Origin of the sequence: Janthinobacterium sp. FT14W, assembly GCF_009208755.1 — a bacterium.
Taxonomy (GTDB): Bacteria; Pseudomonadota; Gammaproteobacteria; order Burkholderiales; family Burkholderiaceae_D; genus Janthinobacterium; species Janthinobacterium violaceinigrum.
In genome coordinates this window covers 123,285-148,362 of sequence record NZ_WFLL01000006.1, presented here as the reverse complement: position 1 = coordinate 148,362, position 25,078 = coordinate 123,285, and the positions used below count along the sequence as shown (strand labels likewise).

At 60.0% G+C, this 25,078-nt stretch carries 17 protein-coding genes, 4 tRNA genes and 1 pseudogene; 15 read left to right on the top strand and 7 right to left on the bottom strand.

Features of this window, described 5'->3' with window-relative positions:
• Window positions 1–156: 156 nt before the first annotated feature.
• Window positions 157–1,005 carry a hypothetical protein gene (locus GCN74_RS06765; protein WP_152255935.1) on the top strand — a complete coding sequence of 283 codons (849 nt, stop codon included), beginning with the start codon at window positions 157–159 and terminating at the stop codon, window positions 1,003–1,005.
• 6 nt (window positions 1,006–1,011) lie between these two features.
• Here GCN74_RS06765 and GCN74_RS06760 read toward each other — a convergent pair whose 3' ends face one another.
• Window positions 1,012–1,500, bottom strand: a complete 489-nt coding sequence (locus tag GCN74_RS06760; protein WP_152255934.1) for a GNAT family N-acetyltransferase — start codon at window positions 1,498–1,500, stop codon at window positions 1,012–1,014.
• A 278-nt stretch (window positions 1,501–1,778) separates the two neighbouring features.
• On the opposite strand from GCN74_RS06760, the pseudogene GCN74_RS06755 reads away from it, so the two are divergent.
• The 3 genes and pseudogenes from GCN74_RS06755 to GCN74_RS06745 form a co-directional block, all read left to right on the top strand.
• A pseudogene (locus GCN74_RS06755) lies at window positions 1,779–1,913 on the top strand (ABC transporter ATP-binding protein); the annotation flags it as partial.
• 62 nt (window positions 1,914–1,975) lie between these two features.
• Window positions 1,976–2,305, top strand: a complete 330-nt coding sequence (locus GCN74_RS06750) for a hypothetical protein (protein WP_226938911.1) — start codon at window positions 1,976–1,978, stop codon at window positions 2,303–2,305.
• A gap of 181 nt (window positions 2,306–2,486) precedes the next feature.
• Complete coding sequence (locus GCN74_RS06745) at window positions 2,487–2,903, top strand: hypothetical protein (RefSeq protein ID WP_226938910.1); 417 nt, start codon at window positions 2,487–2,489, stop codon at window positions 2,901–2,903.
• 100 nt (window positions 2,904–3,003) lie between these two features.
• Here GCN74_RS06745 and GCN74_RS06740 read toward each other — a convergent pair whose 3' ends face one another.
• Complete coding sequence (locus GCN74_RS06740) at window positions 3,004–4,737, bottom strand: Ig-like domain-containing protein (RefSeq protein WP_152255933.1); 1,734 nt, start codon at window positions 4,735–4,737, stop codon at window positions 3,004–3,006.
• A 140-nt stretch (window positions 4,738–4,877) separates the two neighbouring features.
• Entirely contained in the window at window positions 4,878–5,387 is a 510-nt protein-coding gene (gene ssb, locus GCN74_RS06735) for a single-stranded DNA-binding protein (protein WP_152255932.1), read from the bottom strand.
• Between the two features lie 392 nt (window positions 5,388–5,779).
• Here ssb and uvrA point away from each other — a divergent pair, with 392 nt between their 5' ends.
• The 3 genes from uvrA (at window position 5,780) to GCN74_RS06720 (ending at window position 11,505) form a co-directional block, all read left to right on the top strand.
• Window positions 5,780–8,629, top strand: a complete 2,850-nt coding sequence (gene uvrA, locus GCN74_RS06730) for an excinuclease ABC subunit UvrA (protein ID WP_152255931.1) — start codon at window positions 5,780–5,782, stop codon at window positions 8,627–8,629.
• A 68-nt stretch (window positions 8,630–8,697) separates the two neighbouring features.
• Window positions 8,698–9,912, top strand: coding sequence for a hypothetical protein (locus GCN74_RS06725; RefSeq protein WP_152255930.1), 1,215 nt, complete (start codon window positions 8,698–8,700; stop codon window positions 9,910–9,912).
• Window positions 9,913–10,326: 414 nt separating this feature from the next.
• Window positions 10,327–11,505, top strand: a complete 1,179-nt coding sequence (locus GCN74_RS06720; RefSeq protein ID WP_152255929.1) for a hypothetical protein — start codon at window positions 10,327–10,329, stop codon at window positions 11,503–11,505.
• Between the two features lie 211 nt (window positions 11,506–11,716).
• On the opposite strand, the gene GCN74_RS06715 is transcribed toward GCN74_RS06720, so the two are convergent.
• Complete coding sequence (locus GCN74_RS06715; protein ID WP_152255928.1) at window positions 11,717–13,588, bottom strand: phosphoenolpyruvate carboxykinase (GTP); 1,872 nt, start codon at window positions 13,586–13,588, stop codon at window positions 11,717–11,719.
• Window positions 13,589–13,916: 328 nt separating this feature from the next.
• On the opposite strand from GCN74_RS06715, the gene GCN74_RS06710 reads away from it, so the two are divergent.
• Window positions 13,917–14,930 carry a D-2-hydroxyacid dehydrogenase family protein gene (locus GCN74_RS06710; protein ID WP_152255927.1) on the top strand — a complete coding sequence of 338 codons (1,014 nt, stop codon included), beginning with the start codon at window positions 13,917–13,919 and terminating at the stop codon, window positions 14,928–14,930.
• On the opposite strand, the gene GCN74_RS06705 is transcribed toward GCN74_RS06710, so the two are convergent.
• Complete coding sequence (locus GCN74_RS06705; RefSeq protein ID WP_152255926.1) at window positions 14,918–15,691, bottom strand: L-asparaginase; 774 nt, start codon at window positions 15,689–15,691, stop codon at window positions 14,918–14,920. The two genes, GCN74_RS06710 and GCN74_RS06705, sit on opposite strands and share 13 nt — an antisense overlap.
• 176 nt (window positions 15,692–15,867) lie before the next feature.
• Here GCN74_RS06705 and GCN74_RS06700 point away from each other — a divergent pair, with 176 nt between their 5' ends.
• Window positions 15,868–16,353 (top strand): asparaginase domain-containing protein, encoded by a 486-nt coding sequence (locus tag GCN74_RS06700; RefSeq protein ID WP_034781194.1) that lies wholly within the window; start codon window positions 15,868–15,870, stop codon window positions 16,351–16,353.
• A 607-nt stretch (window positions 16,354–16,960) separates the two neighbouring features.
• On the top strand, window positions 16,961–19,606 hold the full coding sequence (locus GCN74_RS06695) for a TonB-dependent receptor (RefSeq protein WP_226938909.1): 2,646 nt from the start codon (window positions 16,961–16,963) through the stop codon (window positions 19,604–19,606).
• Window positions 19,607–19,754: 148 nt separating this feature from the next.
• On the opposite strand, the gene GCN74_RS06690 is transcribed toward GCN74_RS06695, so the two are convergent.
• Both GCN74_RS06690 and dinB read right to left on the bottom strand, forming a co-directional pair.
• Complete coding sequence (locus GCN74_RS06690; RefSeq protein WP_152255924.1) at window positions 19,755–20,651, bottom strand: recombination-associated protein RdgC; 897 nt, start codon at window positions 20,649–20,651, stop codon at window positions 19,755–19,757.
• Window positions 20,652–20,769: 118 nt separating this feature from the next.
• Complete coding sequence (gene dinB, locus GCN74_RS06685; RefSeq protein WP_152255923.1) at window positions 20,770–21,954, bottom strand: DNA polymerase IV; 1,185 nt, start codon at window positions 21,952–21,954, stop codon at window positions 20,770–20,772.
• 185 nt (window positions 21,955–22,139) lie between these two features.
• On the opposite strand from dinB, the gene GCN74_RS06680 reads away from it, so the two are divergent.
• The 5 genes from GCN74_RS06680 to GCN74_RS06660 all read left to right on the top strand — a co-directional run bounded on the left by GCN74_RS06680 (window position 22,140) and on the right by GCN74_RS06660 (window position 25,045).
• Window positions 22,140–24,299, top strand: coding sequence for a S9 family peptidase (locus GCN74_RS06680; protein WP_152255922.1), 2,160 nt, complete (start codon window positions 22,140–22,142; stop codon window positions 24,297–24,299).
• A gap of 99 nt (window positions 24,300–24,398) precedes the next feature.
• A tRNA-Val gene (locus GCN74_RS06675) sits at window positions 24,399–24,474 on the top strand.
• Window positions 24,475–24,528: 54 nt separating this feature from the next.
• Window positions 24,529–24,605 (top strand) — tRNA-Asp (locus GCN74_RS06670).
• A gap of 231 nt (window positions 24,606–24,836) precedes the next feature.
• Window positions 24,837–24,912: transfer RNA gene (locus tag GCN74_RS06665), tRNA-Val, on the top strand.
• 56 nt (window positions 24,913–24,968) lie between these two features.
• Window positions 24,969–25,045, top strand: a tRNA-Asp gene (locus GCN74_RS06660).
• Window positions 25,046–25,078 lie beyond the last annotated feature (33 nt).

Below are 25,078 nucleotides of genomic sequence, written 5' to 3'. Positions count from 1 at the left end.
GCGGTCACATCGGGTAGGACAAGTCCGACGACCAGTGGCGTCGTGCGGCTACGTAATTCAAAAGTAACAATTGCTACCATTTCCTCATTGCATTACCGCATAAGGCCAGCCGCCCCGACGTCGCGGCTCGTTCACTTTATTTTGAGGAGTAGCCCCATGTTTGCCACGCCCGTCCCCGCCCGCCTGTCCCCGCCACGTGTGCGCCATCTTGCCTTGCGCAGCGCCATGATGCTGGGCGTGCTGGGCGTCGCCACGGCCGCCGCCACCGCGCGGGCGGAGCCGTCGCCCGCGCTGGATCGCGTCAGCCTCTCGGTGGGGGCATTTTCCGCCGATCCGCGCATCAATATCGGCGCCGACACGCAGTTTGGCCGCATCGATGCGCCCGAATCGAAGCAGAGCCACACCACCATTCCCCGCGTGAAGGCGGACTTGCTGATCGGCGATCGCCACGGCCTGGCATTCGACTACTACCGCTACGACAAATCCTACACGCCAAGCCTGACAGGTGAAACCATCATCAATGGCCAGCCCGTCACGGGCACGGCCACGGCAAATGCCGACCTGAAGCTGGACCTGGCCAAGCTCGCCTATAAATGGTGGTTGGGCAGCGGCAACGACACCTTCGGCATCGGACTGGGCGCCGCCTACTATCACGCCAACCTGAACGGCACTGCCACGGGCATCGTCAATGGCGAAACGGCCACGGCGCGCGATTCCATCGGCGAGCACGCGTTTGCGCCGCTGCTGGAAGTGGGCTGGCGCCACGCGTTTACACCGGACTTGCGCATGTATGCGGAAGCGTCGGGCATCAAGAAAAACGGCGGACGCATCAACGGCCACATCTACGGCGGCAATGTCGGCGTGGAATGGTTTCCGTTCAAGAACATCGGTTTCGTGGCCGACTATGGCATCTCGAAAATCAAGCTGCACCGCGACAGCGAACGCGATGCCGACCTGAACATCCGCCTGACGGGCCCCTCCGCCTACGTCAAGGTCCGCTTTTAAGACAGTTCAGGCCGCCGGTTTCAGCACAGTCAGCTGAAACTGCGGCAGGGCCGGATCGTCGTACGCCTCGACACTGGCAAACGGCAGGCGCGCAAACGCCTGCCGCCAGAACGCGCAAGCAGCGGCATCGTCGCGGAATGTCGCCACCAGCCACGGTTGCGCGCTGTCCAGCAGCACCCTGCGCACCACTTCCAGCGCCACGCCCCGGCGCCGGTATTTCTTCAAGATGAAAAAGTCGCTGAACTCCTGCACGGCAAGCTTACCCGCCATGCCAGGTTCCGTGAGGAAAAAGCCGGCCAATTCGCCAGCGACCTCGATCCAGCTGGCCGTGTGGCCGGCTGCGTGCACATACGACGCCAGCCCTTCGTCGCACACGTCATAGCGGCCATCGGCCAGCAGCGCCTCGCCGCTCCAGCCCGTATTGTCGTAGCAATACAGCTGGAACAGCCGTGCCAGCGCTGCCTCGTCGCCAGGCACGATGGCGCGCAAAGTCATGTTTAGCGGCGTTGCACGCATATCCCCATCCGTTCCGCACCATGGCGTCCTTGAAGCTGGCGAGTGTAGCACCGGGGCAGTCATCCCGCCCCTCCGGTATTTCATCCCGGCATTTCCTTCCTTGGTCGCCAAACCGTTTTTTCCCTCAAGTTGCCTATATACCATCCCCTTTCATGAACGTCCGCCATTGCGGTTGATAGAAAACAAGGGGATTCCCTTCCACAGACCGGCAGACACGCCTCTGCCGGCTTTTAGACCCACATCCTGGAGAGTGCTGCATGCTATCGATCAAACAGCTGAACAAAACGTATGCGAATGGCGTCAAGGCCATCAACAATATCAGCCTGGAAATTCCCAACGGAATGTTCGGCTTGCTGGGGCCGAATGGTGCGGGCAAGTCCTCGCTGATCCGCCGCAGGACAAGCAGGCGCTGATCACCGACCTGTTCGAGAAAATCGTCTTCTACGACAACCGCGTGACGCAGGCGACGGCCGCGCAGCGCAAGGATGGGCAATGGGATGTCACCATGCAGCTGCACCTGGCCAAGCTGGAATCCGACAGCAAGGGCAAGGAAAGCCCGCGCGCCTATGACGAGCCGGTGGAGAGCGCCATCTTCGCGCGCGCGCCGGGCACCAAGGAGAAAGACGAAAAAGTCCTGTTCACGGACAAGCGCGTGTTGTCCGGCAGCGCCCCGGTGGTGCCGATGACGGTGAAGGAAAAACCGTTCGAAGTGGGCGTCGATCCCTACAACAAGATGATCGACCGCGTCCCGCGCGACAACCGCAAGGAAATCACGTTCAATTAAACCTTGAGTTAACGCAAACAGGCCGCCCATTCCAGGAGTGCGCGGCCTGTTTTTTTTGTGTTGAAGCGTGAGCAATACTGGCCATGCGCACGCTGCCGTACAGGCCCATGGCGGCAGCTGGCGTAAGATGGATGGCAGCACCATCGACTGATTTTGACCCACATATAAAGGGGAATAGCATATGCCGCATCGTCACCTGCCCATGCGCGCCAGCCTGCTGCTGGCGGCACTCGTTTTCACCACGCCGGCCTGGAGCGCGGACCCCGTCCACAAGGAAACAGTGGAGTTGGCGGCAGACAAAACCGCGCGCAGCGTGAAAGGCAAGATCAAGGGCTACGCCACGGCCGAATACACGGTGACCGGCAAGGCGGGCCAGACCCTCGGCGTCAAGCTGAAAACCAATCAGCCGTCGAATTACTTCAACATCCGCCAGGCTGGCCGCGATGACGCCCTGTTCACCGGCTCGAGCAGCGGCAACAGTTACCAGGCCAAACTGCCGGCCGATGGCGAGTACACGGTACAGGTATATCTGATGCGCAATGCGGCGCGCCGGAATGCGGTGGCCAGCTATAGCCTGGAGCTGGTCTTGCGCGACTGAGGCCGCGGCGCAGAAGGCCCCGGCAGTTGCGTGGCCAGGCCAGCAACATGCGGGGCGACAAAAGAGACGACAAGAACGGACAGCAAGGGTCTAACGGCTCCTAGCGAAGACTGTTACTGGCAACAATGTAACGCGGTATGCCGCCCACGGAAATTTGCGCCAACCAGACGACCGTCACGTTGCTGCTGGCATCCCTGACAGCAATAGGCGCATTGGCAAACACGTTCTGGCCGCCATCCGGGCTAGCGATGGCCGTGGGTGTCATCCACTGCGCCTGCGTCGCGGAATATGGCATCGCCAAGATGGCGCCATCCTGCTCATACAGCAATGCAACATTGCCGGCAATATCGGCTGTGATGGCAAAGCGCGCGTTGCCGGGTATTGCTGTTCCGAGACGCTGGGCCACTGTCCAAGCGGCAGACGCACGAGAGGAACGCACGCCATAAATGCCGCGCTGCTGTGCCCAGACCACTGTGGCGATACCGCTGGCGTCGATTGCCACCGCGGGACTGTTCGCGCCTAAGCCATCCGCGGTAATGCTGAGCACAACCGGCAGGCCCCAGGCCATGGCGCGGGTATCAAACCTGGCAGCATGAATGGCGGGCGTATCCATGATGCCCGAACCATGCGTCCAGGCGATGGTGGCGCCGCCCTGCGCATCCGCCACCAAGGCATAGGGCTCCGAGGTCAGATTATCGTCCAGCACATGGGGCGCGCTCCAGTTGCCCGTGTCCGCGCTGTAGCGCACCACATTCAAGCCATTGGAGGCATTGCCGATGTAGCCACGCTGTACCCATCCCAGGAAAAGATTGCCGACGCCATCCACCGCCAGATCGAGATTGTGGACAAAGTTATCAGCGCTTGGCGGCAATATCTCACGCGGCACGCTCCATGCGCCAGAGGCAACATCGTAGCGCATGCCATACAAGCCATCCCACACATACGAACGCAGCACCACCGTCAAGATACCCTTCGCATCGACGACAGGAAGGACGGCATTGAAAGATGTTCCGCCAGGCAAGCCCTTGATGGCGACGGGAGCAAGCCACGCCGATGCCGCCGCCACATAACGCGCCATCCAGACTGACTGCCGAGGGTCCGCCGTATCGCACCACAGCACGTACACATTGCCGCTACCGTCGGCCACCATACTCACTGGGCCCATCCCCCCAAACATGTTCGCGGCCGAGTGGATGCTCACTGGTGCGCTCCAGTTACCCGTCCGGTGATCCATGCGAGCGGCAAAGACAGTCGCAATGCCGCTTACATTGTGCTGCCAGACAACGGTCACATCGCCGGCTTTATCGACTGCCACCGTGGGTACGACACCCCCCGTGAAATGCGGCATCTCTGCAAGCTGGCGGCTCGTCGCCCCCCAGGTTTGCGCAGCCGTCGTAAACGAGCGGCTAACGGCCGCACTCAGGGGCCGGCCCGCCACGTCCTTGATACCGGTGGCAAAATTGAGCGTGTATTGGGTACCGCCAGGCAGTGCCACCGCAGGCTGCAGCCTGATTTCATTGCCGGATACGGACAGCGTGCCGGGCACAGGGTTGCCTTGCGGCCCGAGCAAGCTCACGCTGCTGGCATGGATCGAAACAGGATCGGGCGCCACGCTGAGCGTCGCGGCCAGGCCGCTGCCGCGCGGTACCTCTGTTGCAGCATCGACGGGCGTACCGGACAACACGGCAAACGCCGGCTGTGGCGGCGTGATGACGGGTGGTGGGGGAGGCGGTGGCGGCGGCGCGTCCGGCGGCGTTGAACTCCCTGCGCCACCGCAACCGGCCAGGAAGAACAGCGCCAGAATCAAGGTTACAGCCAATGCACGTTGAGCCATATCTGTTTGTCATGAGAAGATTTTTGATTGCAAAATTATACATATTTATCAAATGCAAAAAAATGTATTTTTACGCAAAAAAAAGCCCTGCAAGTAATGAACTTGCAGGGCTTTGATGACAAACGTCGAATGACTGGATATCAGAATGGAATATCGTCATCCATGTCCGAGAAATTCGGTGCCGGCTTCGGTGCCGGGCGTGGCGCCGGTGCCGGGGCTGGACGCGGGGTTGGCGCCTGGCGTGGGGCCGGGGCTTCGTAGCCGCCGCCACCGCCGTAGCTGTCATCGCCACCGCCGGCGTCGCCGCCCATGCCGGAACGGCCGCCCAGCATTTGCATCTGTTCCGCGATGATGTCGGTTGCGTACTTCTCGACGCCGTCCTTGTCCGTGTATTTACGGGTTTGCAAACGGCCTTCGACGTAGACGGACGAACCTTTCTTCAGGTATTGGCCGACGATTTCCGCCAGGCGGCCGAAGAACGAAATACGGTGCCACTCTGTCAATTCTTTTTGTTCGCCCGTGTTGCGGTCCTTCGATTTGTACGAAGTGGCCACGGCGATGTTGGCGATCGCGTCGCCGCTAGGCATGTAGCGGATTTCCGGGTCACGGCCCAGATTGCCGACGATGATGACTTTGTTGACTGATGCCATGAATAACTCCTGATGAACTGCGGCGGGAGCCAAAACTCGCGCGCGTTAGATTTTTTACTAAACGACGATTATAAGCGAGTCGCCCGCGCAATGCGACTTCCGTTTCAGGCACAGGTCTTGCCATGCATTGAACGTTGCACGGTATAAATTTTTTCTGCTGCGGGAAAAACAGCAAGATTGAATACTGGTATTATATACAGTGTTTAACCCTCTGCACGCATCTGTATCAAACTTTATCGGGGCACGTTCCCCTGGCGGCGCAATCCGCCCAAGGGCGCCTCAGGCATGCAGAACAAAACCCGGCTATAGTAACAGGTTGACCCCTTGTGGCCACTCATCCGTATCCTGGCCCGATACGCCGGCCGCACACTCACTGAAAGCAAGGCAATCACATGGAACAGATCCGCATTCGCGGTGCTCGCACGCATAACCTCAAGAATATCAGTCTCGATTTGCCGCGCAATAAGCTGATCGTGATTACCGGCTTGTCCGGCTCCGGCAAGTCTTCGCTGGCCTTCGACACCTTGTACGCGGAAGGCCAGCGCCGCTACGTCGAATCGCTGTCGGCCTACGCGCGCCAGTTCCTGCAACTGATGGAAAAGCCGGACGTCGACCTGATCGAGGGCCTGTCCCCCGCCATCTCCATCGAACAAAAGGCAACTTCGCACAACCCACGCTCGACGGTGGGCACCGTGACGGAAATCCACGATTACCTGCGTCTGCTGTACGCGCGTGTCGGCACGCCGTACTGCCCCGACCACCCGGAAAACGCGCTGGCGGCCCAGTCCGTGTCGCAAATGGTCGATGCCGTGCTGGCCATGCCGGAAGACACCAAGCTGATGATACTGGCGCCCGTCGTCGCCAACCGCAAGGGCGAGCACGTGGACCTGTTCGAGCAGATGCAGGCGCAGGGCTTCGTGCGCTTCCGCGTGCAAAGCGGCACGCATGCTGCCAAGATCTATGAAGTCGATGACCTCCCGAAATTAAAGAAAACGGAAAAACACACGATCGACGTCGTCATCGACAGGGTGAAAGTGAACCAGGACATCAAGCAGCGCCTAGCGGAAAGTTTCGAGACAGCCCTGCGCCTGGCCGACGGCCGCGCCATTGCCTACGAAATGGATACGGCCCAGGAACACGTGTACTCCAACAAGTTCGCATGCAATGTGTGCGGCTATTCCCTGCAGGAACTGGAGCCGCGTCTGTTCTCGTTCAACAACCCCATGGGCGCCTGCCCCGAGTGCGACGGCCTGGGACACATTGAGTTCTTTGACCCGAAACGCATCGTCGCGTTCCCGAACCTGTCGCTGGCCTCGGGCGCCGTCAAGGGCTGGGACCGCCGCAACCAGTTTTACTTCCAGATGCTGACGAACCTGGCCGCCTTTTACGAGTTCGACCTCGATATGCCGTTCGAGCAGCTGGACTTGAATGCGCAACAAGCCGTGCTGTATGGTTCGGGCAAGCAAGTCATTCCCTTCAGCTATGTGAACGAACGGGGCCGCACCGTCATCAAGGAACACACGTTCGAAGGCGTGGTCAACAATCTGCAGCGCCGCTACCGCGAGACGGACTCGATGGCCGTCAAGGAAGAGCTGGCCAAGTTCATCAATGAAAAATGCTGCCCCTCATGCGATGGCGCGCGCCTGCGCGTGGAAGCGCGCTTCGTCAAGGTGGGTACGGGCAAGCAGCAGCGCGCCATCTATGAGGTGGCGGAAAAACCGCTGCGCGAAACGCTGGAGTTCTTTGAAAAACTGAAGCTGACGGGCGCCAAGAAAGAGATCGCCGACCGCGTGGTCAAGGAAATCATTTCGCGCCTGAAATTCCTCAACAACGTGGGCCTCGATTACCTGTCGCTGGACCGCAGCGCCGACACGCTGTCCGGCGGCGAAGCACAGCGTATCCGCCTGGCGTCGCAGATCGGTTCCGGTTTGACGGGCGTCATGTATGTGCTCGATGAACCGTCGATCGGCTTGCACCAGCGCGATAATGACCGCCTGATCGAAACGTTAAAACACTTGCGCGACATCGGCAACAGCGTGCTGGTGGTCGAGCATGATGAAGACGCCATCCGCACGGCCGACTACATCGTCGACATGGGCATCGGCGCGGGCGTGCATGGCGGTGAAATCATCGCCGAAGGCAGCTTGCAAGATATTCTCAAAAACAAGAAATCGCTGACGGCGCAGTACCTGAACGGCAAGCTGAAGATCGCCGTGCCGGCCAAGCGCCACGCCAGCAATCCGGAAAAGCAGCTGGTGATTACTGGCGCGACGGGCAACAACCTGAAGAAAGTGTCGCTGAGCTTGCCGGTAGGCTTGATGACGTGCGTGACGGGCGTGTCCGGCTCCGGCAAGTCGTCGCTGGTCAACGATACTTTATATCCTGCCCTGTCGCGCCATTTGTACGGTTCGCAGACGGAACCGGCGCCGCACGACTCGATCAGCGGCCTCGAGCACTTCGACAAGGTCATTTCCGTCGACCAGGCGCCGATCGGCCGCACGCCGCGCTCGAACCCCGCCACCTACACGGGCTTGTTTACACCGATCCGCGACCTGTTCTCCACCGTGCCGACGGCCAAGGAACGGGGCTACAGCGCGGGCCGCTTCTCGTTCAACGTCAAGGGCGGTCGCTGCGAAGCGTGCCAGGGCGATGGCGTGATCAAGGTCGAGATGCATTTCTTGCCCGACGTGTACGTGCCGTGCGACGTGTGCCACGGCAAGCGCTACAACCGCGAAACCCTGGAAGTGCAATACAAGGGCAAGAACATCACGGAAGTGCTGGGCATGACGGTGGAAGAGGCGCATGAATTCTTCAAGCCCGTGCCGTTGATCGCGCGCAAGCTGCAAACCCTGCTCGACGTGGGCCTGGGCTACATCAAGTTGGGACAAAGCGCCACCACCCTGTCCGGCGGCGAGGCGCAGCGCGTGAAACTGTCGCTGGAACTGTCCAAGCGCGACACGGGCCGCACCCTGTACATCCTCGATGAACCGACCACGGGCTTGCACTTCCACGACATCGATTTGCTGCTCAAGGTCATCCACCGCCTGCGCGACCAGGGCAACACCCTCGTCATCATCGAGCACAACCTGGACGTCATCAAGACGGCCGACTGGATCGTCGACCTGGGCCCCGAAGGGGGCGCCGGCGGCGGACAAATCATCGCCACGGGCACGCCGGAAGACGTGGCCATCAATCCGGCCAGCGTGACGGGTAAATACCTGGGGCCGCTGCTGAAGCAGTAAGTTCCAATTTCCCCCACGATCCCCCGGCCAGTTGTCTTGCCCGGGGGATTTTTCTATGGGAAACTATCTTGCTCGGTAATCAAGCCATTTCTTCGAGAGAGACCATGTCAACCCGACCATCGTCACGTACCTGGACCCGCTGCGTGGCGCTGACGTGTTTGCTGCTGCCGGGCGCTGCACTTGCCTGTTCCTGCATGGCGGATGAGCAAGGAAAATTCCTGCATGTATCAGCGGCGACAAGCACCAGTTCCGCCACCATCAGCTTGCCTGCCAATGCGCGCGGTGTCCTGTTTCTCCCTGAAACATATCCCGATTACGTACTCAGAGATGAAGGAAGGTATAGCATAGTCAGGCAACCCGTCGCCCTGTCCACAAAGAATTTTCGTATCCAGGAGCGTGGTGTGGGTCCAAAGCTGACACCGGTCGTGGTACGGCTGCGCGTGGAAAAGCAAATGGGGCAACAACTGCAAGGCTATTACCTGGCGAGCCCGGAAATGCAGCAATGCACCGGACAGAAAAACGCTTCCCTGCCGATATGCCGCAGCTTGAACGCCGCGACCGAGGATTGGAGCGAACCTGAGCAACAACGAACTGGCGACAAGATCAAGCGCTTCGCCCTGCAGCAAGACTTGCGCGACATCAGCGAAGAAGTCGATGCAGCCTACGGCTTGTATCGGATCGAGGCCCGCGAGGGCTTCAAGCCCGGCAAACAATATGATATTGAATACCACGACGGCGCACGGCGCCTGAAACTTGCAATGCGTATGGAATCGCTACCGTTGAGCCTGAACCAGCCCGCTCCGTTTGCGATCCATCCGCAGGGGCCACCGGGGCGTGAAATCCTGCCCATGGCGAGCAACGACGGCAGCTGCGGCAGGCGGATCAAGGTAGCAACCCAGCCATTGCGCCTGGCACTGCCGCCGTCCTACGAGCGGCATGCCTCACTGCTCCTATATTTCATGCAACAAAAATTGCAGCAGGCAGATCAACAACACATGGCGGCGACAGGACAATTTACTCCATTTCATTATTGGCCGGCCCTGTGCACCAGTATTGCCTACGGTGGCAGCTTTCATGGCGAAGGACGCGAACTGGCGATCGGTGATTGCCAGTCGCCCGCGCCACGCCAGGTGAAAGCGTTTGCCGGCGTGCTGGAAGTAGAGGACCGCCTGCACGAAACGACGCTACTGCCGGTATCCTTTCCGGCAGCAAAACCTGGCCAATGCCCGAAAATGAAAGATGACGCAAATCTGCGCTATTTCGTGCCGGCCATGTTTCGCTGAACCCCAAAAGCCACAAAAAAAACGGCGCGGATTGCTCATGCAATCCGCGCTGTTTCTCTTTTTGCCAGCACGCCAGTCGTTGCCAGCGTGTTTCTCCCCCCACTACAACTCTCCACACCTGACAAGCTGCTGCGCGGCGCGCTACGCTGGTCAGGTGCTGCTTGACGCTAACTTACTTATGCACTCAGCCTCAGCCGCTTTTCCAGCGCAGCCTTGTTGCCTGCCAATTCTTGCGGCAGATGACGGAAGACGTGGCCATCAATCCGGCCAGCGTGACGGGTAAATACCTGGGAGCGCTGCTGAAGCAATAAACAACACGTCCCGCCACATCCCCCGGTCCAGAATCTTGCCCGGCGGATTTTTCTATGGGAAACTGTTTTCCCGGCCCTGCGGCCATTTCATCCCGAGGGCCGTTTGTCGATCGCATCATCGCTTGTAACATTGGCGCGCCAAGGCATCGCTCTGGCATTGGCTGGCGCCGCACTGCCAGCATGGGCCTGTTCTTGCCCGCTAGACGAACCTGGGCAATTCCTGCACCTGGCGCCGGCCAAGGGCAAACGTCCGCCGTCCGTCACCTTGCCCGCCAATGCCCGCGGCATCTTGTTTCTTCCCGGGCAGTATCCCGATACGCTGGCCAGCGATGAGGACGGCTATTCCATCGTCGCTCCGCCGATCCCCCTCTCCGCAACGCGCTTCCAACTCCGGGAACGCGGCACGGGCCGCAAGCTGACTCCGGTACTGGTGCGGCTGCATGTGGAAAAGCAGATGGGCTCGCAAGATAAGGGCAGCTTTCTGGCCAATACCGGAATGCAGCAATGCGCAAAGCAAGAACAGCCGCTCACGCCACTCTGCAGCACTTTGGCATCGTTGACTTGGGACTGGTCGAAACAGGAACAGGACGGCCCCAGCGACAAGGTGAAGCGATTTGCCCTACAGCATGGTTTACGCGAGGTCAGTGACGAGGTCAATGCAGCCTACGGCCTGTACCGGGTCGAGGCAGGTGAAGGGTTCAAGCCTGGCAAGGTCTACGATATTGTCTATCGCGACGGCGGACGGCGCCTGACGGCCGAGCTGCGCATGGCAAAAACGCCACTGAATATGGACGGCCAGACACCGTTCACTGTAGGCGTGGACGGTGCAGCCAGGCGAGAAAAGATCCGCATGGCCCGCGGCGGTAGTTGCGACATGCTGGTCACGCTGGCCAGCCAGCCATTACGCCTGGCGCTGCCACCGGCGTACGATGCCTATCAGCCACTGCTGACGTACTTCATGCAGGAAAAACTGGAGCAGCGGGACAGGCAGCAATTCTCTGCAGCGGGACGTTTCACGGCATTTCGATATTGGCCCACGGTCTGCACCAAGATTGCTTATGGCAGCAGTTTCCATGGCAGGGGGCGCGAACTGGCTGTCGCTGATTGCCAATCGCCTGCGCCACGCCAGGTCAAGGCCTACGCGGGCGTGCTGGAAGTGGAAGACAGCCTGCATGAGACGGCGCCGCTCGCCATTCACTTTCCCCCAGAAAAGCCCGGGCAATGTCCCAAAATACCGGACCCGCTCTACCCTATTTATGTCGTGCCAGCCAAGGCTGGCTAGCCACCATCAAAGGCGCAATAAAAAACGGCGCGGATTGCTCATGCAATCCGCGCCGTTTCTCTTCTTGCCAGCACGCCAGTCGTTGCCGGCGTGTCATTTATCGCACGCCAGTCTTTGCCGGCGTGTTTCTCCCCCCACTACAACTCTCCACACCTGACAAGCTGCTGCGCGGTGCGCTACGCTGGTCAGGCGCTGCTTGACGTTAACTTACTTATGCACTCAGCCGCTTTTCCAGCGCAGCCTTGTTATCTGCCAATTCTTGCGGCAGATGATACGCGAGTTTTTCAAACAACTCCGTATGCAATTTCAATTCTTCCACCCATGCGGCCTTGTCGATCGAGGTGATGGTGTCGAACTGTTCTTGCGTGAATGGCAAGCCATCCCAGTTCAGGTCGCCATACTGCGGCGTCGTGCCGAACAGGTTTTCCACGCCGCCGGCCTTGCCTTCGATGCGGTCCAGCATCCACTTCAGCACGCGCATATTGTCGCCAAAGCCAGGCCAGACGAACTTGCCTGCCTCGTCCGTACGGAACCAGTTGACGCAATAGATCTTCGGCAGGGCGGCCGGGTTGACTTTACCCACCTTGACGCCCATGTCCAGCCAGTGCTGGAAGTAATCGCTCATGTTATAGCCGATAAACGGCAGCATGGCAAATGGATCGCGGCGCACGACGCCCATCTGGCCCACGGCCGCAGCCGTGGTTTCGGAACCCATGGTGGCGGCCATGTAGACGCCTTCGACCCAGTTGCGCGCTTCCGTGACCAGCGGCACGGTGGTCGAGCGGCGGCCGCCGAAAATGAAGGCCGAGATCGGCACGCCGGCCGGATCGTCCCAGGCGGCGTCGATCACTGGGTTTTGCGTTGCCGCAACAGTGAAGCGCGCGTTCGGGTGCGCGGCCTTGGTGCCGGACGCCGGCGTCCAGTCCTTGCCCTGCCAGTCGATCAAATGGCTAGGCGCTTCCTTGGTCAAGCCTTCCCACCACACGTCGCCGTCGTCCGTCAGCGCCACGTTGGTGAAAATCGTGTTGTCGCGCATGGACGCCATGCAGTTGTAATTGGTCTTTTCGTTGGTGCCCGGCGCCACGCCGAAGTAGCCCGCTTCCGGGTTGATCGCGTACAAACGGCCATCGGCGCCCGGCTTGATCCAGGCGATATCGTCGCCGATGGTGGTCACTTTCCAACCGTTAAAACTTGCCGGTGGAATCAGCATGGCGAAGTTGGTCTTGCCGCAGGCCGAAGGGAAAGCCGCCGCAACGTAGTGCTTCTTGCCTTCCGGCGATTCCACGCCGAGGATCAGCATGTGTTCGGCCAGCCAGCCCGGGTTGTTGTCCGATGCTTGCGCTTCCTGGTAGCCCATGTTCGAGGCGATGCGCAGGGCGAAGCACTTCTTGCCCAGCAAGGCGTTGCCGCCGTAGCCCGAACCGAAGGACCAGATTTCGCGTGTTTCCGGGAAATGCACGATGTACTTGGTGCTGTTGCACGGCCATTTCACGTCGGCCTGGCCGGCAGCCAGCGGTGCGCCCACGCTGTGCACGCAGGGCACGAACTGGCCATCGGTACCCAGCACATCGTACACGGCACGGCCCATGCGGGTCATGATCTTCATGTTGACGGCCACGTAAGGCGAGTCGGACAGTTCCACGCCGATGTGCGCGATGGGCGAACCCAGCGGGCCCATGGAGAACGGCACGACATACATGGTACGGCCGCGCATGCAGCCATCGAACAGACCGTTCAGGGTGTGGCGCATCTCGCCAGGCTCGGTCCAGTTATTCGTGGGGCCGGCCGCTTCCTTCGTTGCCGAGCAGATATAGGTACGGTCTTCGACGCGGGCCACGTCGCTAGGGTCGGAGCAGGCCAGGTAGGAATTCGGGCGCTTTTCCCCATTCAGTTTTTTCATGGTGCCGCTGGCAACCATCTCGGCGCACAGGCGCTCGTACTCTTCCTGCGAGCCGTCGCACCAGTAGATGCGGTCCGGCTTGGTGAGCGCGGCAATGTCGGCCACCCAGTTGATCAGTTTCTGTTGTTTAATATAAGCTGGGACGTTGAGTGCGGCGACGCCACCCATGACGGGCTGATTCATATTACCTCCAATACCAATAAAAGAAATTCTGGTCGTTCCGGCAAGACAGGCAGCATCGTCGAGAGGTGGCTGCGGCTCACTGCAGGCGGCGTGTTCACGCGGGCAGGGCTCTGGTGTCGTTTACCTGGATCATGCACCCAGGCTGCAGGAACAGTTTGCGCTATAACTATAATCAGGAAGCTTCAAAAGTGCCGGCGATTGTACACCCGCGTAACAGCTATTCTCGCAAAAATGTAGGAGAATAGCTTGACTAATGTAGTAGGCTATTCAGCATTTCCCGTATCCTGTTATTTCCCTACCAAATCCTTACTAAAATCGGCCATCCACCATGAAAATTGCCATACTTGATGATTACCAGGATGCCGTGCGCGGCCTCGATTGCTTCCAGTTGCTCGATGGCCACGAGGTCAAAGTATTCAGCAATACGGCGCGGGGCCTGGGCCAGCTGGCGATCCGCCTGGCGCCGTTCGATGCGCTGGTGCTGATCCGCGAACGCAGCAGTTTCAACCGGGCCTTGCTGTCGAAACTGCCGAATCTGAAGCTGATTTCGCAAACGGGCAAGGTCAGCGGACACATCGACGTGCCGGCCGCCACGGAACTGGGCATCGCCATCGCAGAAGGCATCGGCTCGCCCACGGCGCCGGCCGAACTGACGTGGGCGCTGATCATGGCGGCGCAGCGCAAGATCGTGCCGTACGCGCAACATTTACAGGAGGGGCTGTGGCAGACGGCGTCGCTGGAGCCGGCGCGCAACACCTTGGGCACGGTGCTCAAGGGACGCACCCTGGCGATCTGGGGTTACGGCAAGATCGGTCAATTGATCGCCGGTTATGGCCGCGCCTTCGGCATGAACATCCTCGTATGGGGCAGCGAAGCGAGCCGCGCGGCGGCCGTGGCGGCCGGCGATACGGCGGCGGCATCGCGCGAGGCATTTTTTGCACAGGCGGACGTGCTGACCTTGCACCTGCGCCTGTCCGACGCCACGCGGGGACTGGTAACGGCCGAGGACCTGGCGCGCATGAAAGCAACGTCCCTGTTCGTCAACACCAGCCGCGCCGAGCTGGTCGCCGATGGCGCGCTGGAAGCGGCGCTGCCGCAGGGACGCCCGGGCGCCGCCGCGCTGGACGTGTTTACGGACGAACCGCTGCCGCCCGGCTCGCCATTGCTGCGGCTGGCGAACGTGCTGGCCACGCCACACCTGGGCTACGTCGAGCGTGACAGCTATGAACTGTATTTCCGCTACGCCTTGCAAAACATCGTCGATTTTACGCAAGGTCAATGCACGCGCCTGCTCAATCCCCAGGCACTGCAGCACGCGCGCCAAACGCCTCAGGAACGCTGAAAGCCCTTCAGCAGGTCCGGCTCGCCCGTGATGCCGATGGCCGGCGCGGGCAGCACGTGCCGGCCGCGCCACAGGCCGGCCCAGCCGGGCGGCCAGGCGATCTGCGGCCCCGCATACGGCGCCACGCCGGCGCGCACGGCAACCACCGGCACGGGCGGCATGTCGGGCAAGGGGCCCCCATCGCTGCGCTGCATGTCCAGGCTGTACATATAATCGGGCAGCAAGGCGTCGCAGACGCGGCCAAACCACTCGCTATGGTCGTCGTCGCGCCCCAGCGCCTGCGCCAGCCCCTGCGGGTCGAAACGGGCCAGCGCATCGATCAGCTCCGCAGTGGAGGCGCCTGGCGTATCGCCCCAGCCCATCACGGGGTTGACGTTGTAATCGGCGCCCGAACCGTACCACCCCTCGCGCCAAGGGCGCTGCATCCAGTCGCGCGGCCCCGTAAACAAATGCCAGCGCCAGTGCAGGCCCGACGGTTTCGGCCAGGAATACAGATACAGTTTCTGGTAACCGGCCTGGTGCAGCTCGCGCACCATGGCCATCAGGCGCGCGTGCGGCATGCGGTCGGGCGGCGCGCGGCGAAACAGGATCGCTTCGCCATCGGCAAACTGCACGTCGTCGGTCGACAGATTCAGGTCCAGGGTGCGCGCTTCGCTGCCGAAACGGGCGGCGATCCAGCCCGTCAGCAAATTGACGGACGTGATCACACCGTAACCGCGGTGGCGGTGAAAAATGACGGTGCCGGGAGCGAGCGCTTTCATACGGAGTCGGGTCGATAGGCAAACAAAGAAACCAGTGTACTCACAGATGGCCGGATTTTCCAGATGCGGCGCAAGCGCGGGGCGACAAGCACGTCCCCATCTGCAGCGCCATTCACGCAACGGTGCCAATCCACGATATCATGCGCGTCATTCTCCACTGACATCGTGACCACATCATGACTTTGCGCATACTCGCCACTGGCGGCACTTTCGACAAGCACTACAACGAATTGAACGGTACCCTGGGCTTTTCCGACAGTCATTTGCCGGCAGCGATAGCCCGCGCGCGCATGACGGCACCCGTGGCGCTGGAGCAATTGCCACTGCTGGACTCGCTCGACATGCAGGATGCGGACCGCCAGCGCGTGCTGGCCTCGTGCCGCGCGGCACAGGAAAAAGCCATCGTCATCATCCACGGCACCGACACCATGCGCGAAACGGCGCAAGTGCTGGGCGCGGCCAACCTGCAGCAAACGGTCATTTTGACGGGCGCCATGATTCCCTACGAAATCGACAACTCCGATGCCCTGTTCAACCTGGGCTTTGCCTGCGGCGTGGCGCAAACCTTGCCAGCCGGCGTGTACGTGGCCATGAATGGCCAGATCTTTGCCTGGGACAATGTGCAAAAGAACCGCGCCGCCGGCGTGTTCCAGCCCTTGTAAGCCGCTGGCTGGCAGGGCGCAGACAGCAGGCCGGCAAATGCTCTGACTGACGCGCCGTCACAATTTGAAAAGCCCGTTTTCAACGGGCTTTTTTACATTTTTTCACCTTTCACATATTCTGCAAAGCAACACTTTTCATCGAATTATTGTCGGCACAACATCGAATTGCCAATACAATAATTTTATGTTGTAAAAAAACGCCATTGATCATTTTTTAAAACGGCGATATTTAAAAATATAAAACTGTAATTTAACATTAAAATTAAATATTCTTCTGTATCCATAATTTATTGCCAAATCCGACACGGTTGAGGTGCATTTTTTCTTGCTGAGACGACATAATGTTTGCCTCGACAAGTCAAAAGTGCATTTATAACAATATTGCGCTAAGTAGTCCTCCACCTCCCACCGACGTGGTTCCGCCTACCGTACACGAGCACTCTGGTCATCTATCCGATAGCCAGATACGTGCTCGTGTACCGCTTGTCGTTATTAAAACTACTACGGAGTAATTGTTACAATGGCATTTAAAGAAAAAATCGGCGTACGCAGCGTACGCCTGGCCCTGACCGTACTGGCAGGTAGCGTCTTGTTCTCTGGCCAATCCATGGCGGACGAAGCAATTCAAAAAGTTGAAATTACCGGTTCGAGTATCAAGCGTATCGCCGTCGAAGGCGCCTTGCCTGTGCAGCGCCTGTCGCAAGAAGCGATCGCCAAATCGGGCGCCACTTCGGTAGCCGACCTGATCCAGGCCCTGCCTGCCATGCAAGGCTTCACCATCGGCGCCGTCGCCGCTGGTTCGAATTCGGGCGGCAATACCAGCGCATCGCTGCACGGTATCGGCGAAACCTACACCCTGGTGCTGTTGAACGGCCGCCGTATCGCGCCACAAGGTTCCGGCACCACGGTCAACCTGAATGCCATCCCGATGAGCGCCGTTGAGCGCGTCGAGATCCTGACCGACGGCGCTTCGGCACTGTACGGCTCGGACGCCATCGCCGGCGTAGTCAACTTCATCCTGAAGAAAAACCAGCAAGGCGCCACCCTGGAAGCCACCTATGGCGGTCCGGAAGACAAGGGCGGCAACGCCTGGAATACCAGCGTCACCTATGGTTTCGGCGACCTGGAAGAAGACCGTTTCAACGTGCTGATTTCGTACCGCCACGACGAGCAGTCGAAACTGAAGGCAAGCGACCGTACGTTCGCCAAAAGATCATTCCTGCCATTCAGCCGCAACGGCAAGGATTACATCTGGGACCGCACCAGCACCTCGGCTGCACCAGCTGGCGCCACCGTTGCCTATAACAACCCGGATAGCAAGTCGACCGCATTCACGCCTTACCTGTTGATGAACAGCGGATGCCCAGAAAACTCCTACAAAACGACCAGCAATGCACGCGCTTGCGGTTTCGACACCGGCTCCACCGTGGAAATCGTACCGCAATCGAAACGCGACAGCCTGTTCACCAAAGGCACGTATAAGCTGAACGACAACCTGAACGCGTTCGCTGAAGTCGCCTACTCGCGCTTCGACCTGACCGCGCGTATCGCCGCCAATCCGATCCCGATTTCGATCGCCAAGGACAGCGCGCTGTACAACACCTATGTGTCGCCATACCTGACGCCAGCGCAACGCGCCGATGTCAAATCGGTCACCGCCAACTACCGTACGACGGACTTCGGCCTGCGCGCCAGCAACACCATCACCGAAACCAAACACATGGTCGTTGGTGTGGAAGGCGAACTGGGCGCATGGAACTTCGAAAGCGGCCTGACCTGGTCGCAAAACGCGATCGACGAGCGCTACACGGGCGGCTACGCGAAAAACCAGGCGTTCAAGGATATGATCGCCAATCCGGAATTCAACCCGTTTGCGAGCAAGCAATCGCCTGCCATCCAGTCGCAAATCGCTGGCGCGCAATTCGTCGGTTCGATCCGTACCGCATCGACCACGATGCGCGGCGTCGACACGCACGGTTCGCGTGAACTGTTCGACCTGCCAGGCGGCAAGGCCAGCCTGGGTATCGGTGGTGACTACCGCACCTACCGCTATGAGCAGTCGCCAGACAGCAACGGCACGTCGAAGGATATCTACAACTTCAACACCTCGCCTGCCTACGACCTGAGCCGCGATACCTACGGCGCCTTCGTCGAGTTGCTGGCACCGCTGACCAAGTCGTTCGAAATGACCGTTGGCGGCCGTTACGATGCCGTCAAGGCGATCGATGACAAGCTGACCAACAAAACGGTCGGCAAGAAAGACAGCGCCAATACCTACAAGGTATCGGCACGCTGGCAGCCAGTACAAACCGTGCTGATCCGCGGTTCGTACGGTACGGGCTTCAAGGCGCCAAGCATGCTGGACATTGCCCAGCCACTGGTCAACGCCGGCTTTACTGCCAAGAAATTCGACTGCCCATACCCAGGTACGCAACTCTGCCGCGCAGAAGCGACGCAATACAACGCCGTATCGCAAGGCAATCCGGACCTGCAATCGGAAAAATCGAAACAGTTCACCCTGGGCTTCCGTGTCGAGCCTAGCGCGGCCTTCTCGTTCGGTGCCGACCTGTGGGACGTAAAACTGCGCAATGCCGTATCGGAAATCACCGAAGAGCAAGCATTTGCCGATCCGGTCAAGTACGCAACGAGCTTCACGCAATATATCGAACCGTCGACCGGCAATACCTACTACGCATTCAAGAAATTGTCGGTCAACATCGGCAAGAAGGAATACCGTGGTATCGACTGGGATCTGTCGGCCAACCACAAGTTTGACTTCGGCAAGCTGACCGCCCAATTGAGCGGTACGCACATGTTGCACGCCAACTACACCAAAGCTGGTAGCGACAATGTGTACACCAGCAATATGGACTTCTTCGGCGACACCAACGAAGTCACGTTCCGCAACCTGATGAAGCTGACGACGACCCTGGATACGGGCCGCCTGAGCAACACGGTCACGGTCAACTACCGTAACGGCTACACCGATGCAGCCGCTACCGTGTACGACGTGGCAGCCCAAAAAGAAGAGAAAAACTTCCGCCTGCAAGTACCGTCGTACACCACGTTCGACTGGCAAGCACGTTTCGCCTTTGACAAGCAAACCACGATCCGCGCAGGTATCAAAAACCTGTTCGACCGTGCACCACCGCTGTCGCTGCGCTCTTCGTCGGGCCACCAGATCGGTTTCGACCCACGCTACGCCGATCCAATGATGCGTTCGTTCTACATCACCGGCAACTACAAGTTCTAATTTGACGTCCTAAATTAGCTTGTCTGAAAAGCGCCTTGCACTTCACCGTGCAAGGCGCTTTTTTATCTTCCTCGCATCGCTCTTCCTCGCATTATGCAGGCGAAAAAAAAGGAGCCTCAGCTCCTTTTCTTGTTACCGCATGACGTGCTTACACCGTCGCTTCGCCGCCCAGAGCTTCGACCACGTCGGCCATCAGCTTGCTCAGCTCGCCCGTCATCAGCATCACGTCGCCGTCGAAACGTTCTTCGTCGTTCTTCGTGCTCGATTCCGTTTCCTTGATCACGTCCAGCGGCTTGACGCTCTTGATGGCCAGGGACTCCGTCAGCACGAAGGATATCTTGTCGTTCCACGTCATGGCCAGGCGCGTGCACTGCTTGCCGGCCGCGATGTGGCGGCGCACGTCGTCCGCTTCCAGGGTGTGGCGCACGTAGCGCACGGTGGCCTTGCTTTCGCCCGTGGCGCGCAATTCCGTGTCCATGTCCACCGTGAAGCCGGCAGGCGCGTCGTCGGCCTGCAGCCATTCCGTCATCACCGCCACGGGCGAGCGCTGCACGCGCAGGCTTTCCAGCGGCAATTTATCCACGGCTTTCAACAGCAGCTTGATGACTTCATCGGCTTTCGCCGGGCTGGCGGCATCGACCACCAGCCAGCCATTGACGGGGTCGATCCACGTCCAGACGTTGCTGCGGATGCTGAAGGCGCGCGGCAGCAGCTCGTCGGCCACGCGTTCCTTCAATTCTTTCATGGCTTTCTTGCCAGGCGCAAAGCCTTGCGCTTCTTCCATCTCGGCAGCGCGGGCCTTGGCCACCTGGTTGATGACGGTCGCTGGCAGCAATTTCTTTTCCGTGCCCAGCAAGATCAGCATCTGCTTGTTGACCACGTGGACCAGGCCGCCGTTCGGGCGTGGCGTATCCCAGCCCTGGCGCATCAGATCCATGCTGGTCGCCGGCGTAAATTTGTTCGAGGACAAGGCCTCTTCCAGTTGTTCTGGCGTATAAGCCCATGGTGCGGGCAGGCGGTAAATCTGAAGATTCTTGAACCACATAGTTTTTGTCTTCCGTTTGTTTCAGTAGTGCCAGGGGAACGCCATTCTACACTTTCGACACGGGAATGCCGTCAAAAGCGCGGACTGGCGCGGTGTTGTTGATGCGTGGGGAATGCCGCTACAGGGCGGGAAACAGCTCCGCCTGAGCCGGCACCTGCCGCGTCACGACGGCCGGATCGGACAAGGTCGAGATGCGCACGCCCAGCAGGCGGATTTTCTTTTCAAATGGCACGCGCCGCAGGCAATCGCGGCTGGCGCGCAGGATGGCGGCCGCGTCCGCCGTGGCGCTGGGCAAGGTAATGTCGCGCGTGACGGTGCTGAAATCCTCGAAGCGCAGCTTGACGCCCACCGTGCGCCCCGCCAGCGACTGTTTATCCAGGTCGCCCGCCACGCGCGTGCACAGGCTTTCCAGCTTTTCCGACAGGGTGGCGCGGTCGCGCACCACCTGCAAGTCGCGCTCGAACGTCGTTTCGCGGCTGACGGACTTGGTTTCCCGGCTCGTCTGCACGGGCCGCTCGTCGATGCCCAGCGCCGCCTGGCGCAGCCAGCCCGTGTACAGGTCGCCAAACTGCGTGCGCAGCATGGCCATGTCGGCCTGCGCCAGCTGGCCGATGGTATTGACACCCAGCGCTTCCAGCTTGGCCGTGGCTTTCGGCCCGATGCCGTTGATCTTTTTCGCCGGCAAGGGCCACACGCGCGTTGCGATATCCTCGGGCTGCAAGATAGTCAAGCCGTCGGGTTTTTCCAGGTCGGAACATATTTTCGCCAGCAATTTGTTGGGCGCCAGGCCAATCGAGCACGACAGACCCGTCGCCTCGAATACGGCCGCCTTCAGGCGCGCCGCCATGGCCGGCGCCTGCTCGCCGTGCTCCGTCAGGTCGATATAGATTTCATCGATGCCGACGTTCTGGATGATGGGACACAGATGCGCCACGGCTTGCTTGAAGCGGGCGGAATATTCGCGGTACGCCTCGAAATCGGCGGGCAGCAGGATGCTGTCGGGCGCCAGCTTGGCCGCCTTCATGATGCCCATGGCGGAAAACACGCCGAACGCGCGCGCCGCATAGGTGGACGTGGTGACGACGCCGCGCCCCACGTAGTCGCGCATGCGCGCAAACTGCCGCGTGCCGTCGGCTTGCAGCACGGGCTGCTGCAGGCGCCCGCCGCCGATGACGACGGCCTCGCCCCGCAATTCCGGATATTTCAACAGTTCCACGGAGGCAAAGAAGGCATCCATGTCCAGGTGGGCGATCCAGCGGCGCACGGCGGGTGCTTCGGCAAGTGTAGGGGCAGATGGAATCAAAAAACACCTCGCGGCGGATCGGCTTGCCGGCAAACGGTTGCGGCAAGATACTGTTCATGCATACAGTATTACCGGAAATGGGCCGGGATGCAAGTTGAAACGCACGGGCCCGATGGCGGCGATCAGCGGTTGCTTTTCTCAATGGCAAGATTACAATCCTGACACAACTATTCAAAGGAGTTGCCTTGTCTACAGCACATCATGCCTTGCGCCGCCTGGCCGCCTGCTCATCCATCGTGCCGGCCCTGCTGCTGTCCACGCTGGCGCCATCCGCGCTGGCCGCCGACGCTCCCCTCGCCACCGCACCGGTGGCCGCCAAGACAGCCTGGCAGGAAACGCGCCACGGCACCGTCGTCACGGACGACTACCGCTGGCTGCAAAAGAAGACCGATCCCGCCGTGATCGATTACCTGAATGCGGAAAACGCCTATACGGCCGCCGTCACGGCCCCGATCCAGCCGCTGGCCGACAAGGTGTATGCGGAAATCAAGGGCCGCATGCAGGAAGTGGACCTGTCCGTGCCTGCGCGCCAGGGCAATTTCTACTATTACACGCGCACGGAAGCGGGCAAGCAGTATCCTGTCCACTGCCGCCGCCCCGTCGGCGCCGGCGGCGCCTACGATGCGCAGGCGGCCGAGGAAATCCTGCTGGACCAGAACCAGCTGGCCGAAGGCCAGAAATTCTTTGCCGTGCGCGCGTTTGCCATCAGCCCGAACGCGCAGTTGCTGGCCTACACCACCGACACGACGGGCTTTCGCCAGTACGAGCTGCACGTCAAGGATTTGAAGACGGGTAAATTGCTGACCGACAGCATGCCGAGAGTCACCTCGCTGGCCTGGGCGGCGGACAATGCCACCCTGATGCTGACGCAGGAAGACGCCACCACCAAGCGCGCGGACCGCCTGTTCCGCCTGCCCTTGGGCGGCACGGCGCAACAGGTCTACCACGAGCCGGTGGAACAGTTCGCCATCGGCGTGAGCCGCACGCGCGACCATCGCTACTTTGTGCTCACGTCGCGCAGCACCGATACCAGCGAAGTGCTGCTGTTGCCAACGAACAAGCCGGAAGGCAGCTTCCAATCCGTGCTGAAGCGCGAGAAAGGCCACCGCTACGACGTGGAGCACCGCGACGGCCAGCTGTACATTCGGACCAACAAGGATGCGAAAAACTTCCGCATCGTCAGCGCGCCATTGAACGCTGCGCAGCCGAAGAACTGGAAGCCCTTCGTGCCGCACAACAAGGATGCCGTGATCCAGTCCATCGACGCCTTCCAGGGCTACCTGGTGGTGATGGAAAAGACGCGCGCCCTGAACCGCGCGCGCATCTACGATTTCGCCCATAAAAACTGGAAAACCGTGCAGTTCGACGATGCCGTCTACTTGGCCACGGCGGCCGGCACGCCGGAATTTTCCGCCACGCAATTTCGCATGTCTTACCAGTCGCCCGTCACGCCGCCCGCCGTCATCGACGTCAGCATGCAGGACGGCAAGCGCACGGTGCTGAAGCAGCAGGAAATCGTGGGCGGCTACGACGGCAGCCGCTACGCGACGCAGCGCCTGTGGGTGACGGCGCGCGACGGCGTGCAAGTGCCGCTGTGGATCGTCTACAAGAAGGGCGTCAAGCTCGACGGTTCAGCGCCGCTGCTGCTGTATTCCTACGGTTCGTATGGCATCTCGACGGAAGCCAGCTTTGGCCTGTCCCGCATCAGCCTGCTGGAGCGGGGCGTCATCTATGCGCAGGCGCATATCCGCGGCGGCACGGACATGGGCGAAGCATGGCATGAGGACGGCATGCTGATGAAGAAGAAAAACACCTTCAATGACTTCATCGACAGCGCCGACTACCTGGTGCGCGAAAAATGGACGAGCCCGAACCGCCTCATCATCCAGGGCGGCAGCGCGGGCGGCTTGCTGATGGGTGCCGTCGTCAACATGCGCCCCGAGCTGTTCCACGCCGTGCACGCGGCCGTGCCGTTTGTCGACGTGATGAACACCATGATGGACGCCAGCCTGCCCCTGACGACGGGCGAGTACCTGGAATGGGGCGACCCGAACCAGAAGGCGGCCTACGACTACATGCTCAGCTACTCGCCCTACGACAACATTGCGCGCAAGAATTATCCAGCCATGCTGGTGACGACGGGCCTCAACGACAGCCAGGTCATGTACTGGGAACCGGCCAAGTATGTGGCCAAGCTGCGCGCGTATAAAACGGATGGCAATCCCTTGCTGCTGAAAACGAATATGGGCGCCGGCCACGGCGGCGCTTCGGGCCGCTATAACGCCATCGCCGAGAATGCGTTCAATATGGCGTGGATGCTGTCGCAATGGAATATCACTGAATAATGTGAAAAAAGCGCTTGCACAAGGATTTCCGTCGTCCTATAATAGCGCCTCTTCCAGACGTGGTGACAAACGTCGGGATGGTTTTCTGAGACAAGCAATGGGTGCTTAGCTCAGTTGGTAGAGCGGCGCCCTTACAAGGCGTAGGTCGGGAGTTCGAGCCTCTCAGCACCCACCAAATCAGAAAACTGTCCAGTGCTTCATGGATCAGCAATACAGATCATACGAGCTTGGAGTGGTAGTTCAGTTGGTTAGAATACCGGCCTGTCACGTCGGGGGTCGCGGGTTCGAGTCCCGTCCGCTCCGCCAATAAAAGAAAAGCCCTTTGGTTCTCTGAACCGAAGGGCTTTTCCCATTCCGGGACCACAAATGCGCCGGAAAAGGCATCATCCTCCCCCCCCACTTGAACATTTTTGCGCTTTTCAGCAAAAAAAACTGCTTTTAGCCCCCAAGAATAGTTGCACAAGGGGGAAGGCGCCCCCTATAATAGTGCCTCTTCCAGACGTGGTGACAAACGTCGGGATAGTTTTCTGGGTATGCGGGTGCTTAGCTCAGTTGGTAGAGCGGCGCCCTTACAAGGCGTAGGTCGGGAGTTCGAGCCTCTCAGCACCCACCACCAAACAGAAAATTATCCAGTGCTTCATGGATCAGCAACACAGATCATACGAGCTTGGAGTGGTAGTTCAGTTGGTTAGAATACCGGCCTGTCACGTCGGGGGTCGCGGGTTCGAGTCCCGTCCGCTCCGCCAATAAAAGAAAAGCCCTTTGGTTCTCTGAACCAA